This is a genomic window from Cupriavidus sp. IDO (assembly GCF_000812465.1).
Classification (GTDB): Bacteria; Pseudomonadota; Gammaproteobacteria; order Burkholderiales; family Burkholderiaceae; genus Cupriavidus.
Window position 1 is genome coordinate 1 of sequence record NZ_JWMA01000089.1, and the last position, 1574, is coordinate 1574.

The following is a 1574-nucleotide window of genomic DNA, read 5'->3' on the forward strand; positions in this document are numbered from 1 at the left end:
ACGCGCCCATAATGAGAAGGTCGTGCCGCCTGCCACCCTGCAAACTCTGGGTGGCAGGTCATTTCCTTCTTATTACCACGTGCTTCCGATTAGGCGAGGCCGCCCAGATCGACTTCGGTGCCGGTCCGACGCTAACCGACGTGCGCACGGGCGAGATCCACAAGACTTGGTACTTCGTCATGACGCTGTGCTGGTCCCGGCACCAGTATGTCGAGCTAGTCCGTGACCAAACCATTGCCACCTGGCTGCAGTGTCACCGGCATGCCTTTGAATGGTTCCATGGAGTGCCGGAGCGGCTCATCCCAGATTTTGTTCCTGGGAACAAAATCGATGTTTTGTGCCCACCGCCGTTATGTCGCCATAGATCGGTATTGGGTAGTCCTGTGCGGTGGACTGCGGATACGTGGGCACATAACGGGCTACAGAGAGTTGAGCCACTCGAGGAGCGATTTGTCGTCCTTCCAGGCAGCACGAGTGCGGGATGCCGCCGAAATTCCGTAACTCACCTCGCAGGCACGTAGTGCTTCAGCCTTGGCGCGTAACGTCAGTTCAGCATAGCGATTGGTGGTATCGAGACTGACGTGTCCGAGCCAGCCGCGAATGACATTAACCTCAACACCTGATTCCAGCAGGTGGACCGCCGCAGTATGCCGAAATAGGTGCGGGCTTACTCGCCGAGGTTGCGGACCGCTCGTATCCAAAAACGCAGCATGTCGCCGGACAATCTTGTAGATCCCGAAGCGCGTCAGAGGTTGGCTATGCCTTGCTTGAAAGACAGGGGCGGTCGGCGAGGTCTGACGCTCGGCAAGGAGCCGCTGAAGAAGCTTGACCGTCTCCTGCCAGAGTGGGCAGGCGCGCCACTTGTCGCCTTTACCGTGCAGGCGCGCCTTGGCCGGTGGGTTGAGGTCGAGATGTTCGACTCGAAGATCCGCAGCTTCCTGGACCCGGGCGCCCGTGTTGTAGAGAAAGAGCAATAGTGTGCGATCGCGAAGGGCGAAACGCCCTTCTTGTGGCAAAGAGCGAAACAACGCCGTTACTTCCTCGCGCTCGAGGTAGTGGGTGTCGGGCAGTGATGTGCGCTTGACGGGGATCGCCGCGATTCGCTGACAGGTCGCCAGCATCTCAGGTACGCGCAAGGCGAGGTAGTCAAAGAAGGTGTTCAGCGCTGCCCGACGCTGGTTGCGGGTACGTACGGAATTCCCACGCTGCTGCTCCAGGTGCTTCAGGAATGCCAGAACCCATTCGAAGCTCAGGTCCTCGATCGCCAGAGATGCAATAGGAGCGCTACGTTGTGCGGAAACAAAGCACAGGAGCAGGCGAATCGTGTCACGATAACTTCGAATTGAACCTTGACTCAGGCCTTTCTGCACCGGCAGATGATCGATGAAAAATGACTGTACCAATGAGCCGAGGGATGGAGTAGTCATGGCAATACCTCCCTGAGCGCTGCGGCAGCGAACACTTTGAAACGACGATTACTCGTTGAATCAGTGGAGGGCACTAACGCTGTATGCCAGCGATGGTCGCATTGAGATCGACAACAATGCAGCGGAGCGTGCGCTGCGAGCCGTTGC

At 57.9% G+C, this 1574-nt stretch carries 1 protein-coding gene and 2 pseudogenes; 2 read left to right on the top strand and 1 reads right to left on the bottom strand.

What is annotated here, in order from left to right; translation table 11 throughout:
- Window positions 1-74: 74 nt before the first annotated feature.
- A pseudogene (locus RM96_RS37590) lies at window positions 75-308 on the top strand (IS21 family transposase); the annotation flags it as partial.
- A 111-nt stretch (window positions 309-419) separates the two neighbouring features.
- Here the strand turns inward: RM96_RS37590 and RM96_RS23825 are convergent.
- Window positions 420-1427: a tyrosine-type recombinase/integrase gene (locus RM96_RS23825; RefSeq protein WP_039014185.1), complete on the bottom strand. Its 1008-nt coding sequence runs from the start codon at window positions 1425-1427 to the stop codon at window positions 420-422.
- Window positions 1428-1476: 49 nt separating this feature from the next.
- On the opposite strand from RM96_RS23825, the pseudogene RM96_RS37595 reads away from it, so the two are divergent.
- Window positions 1477-1574, top strand: a pseudogene (locus RM96_RS37595) (IS66 family transposase); the annotation flags it as partial.

Excerpts from the sequence above, each read along its gene's own strand:
- RM96_RS23825 (WP_039014185.1), bottom strand. The coding sequence starts at position 1,427 with ATGACTACTCCATCCCTCGGCTCATTGGTACAGTCATTTTTCATCGAT.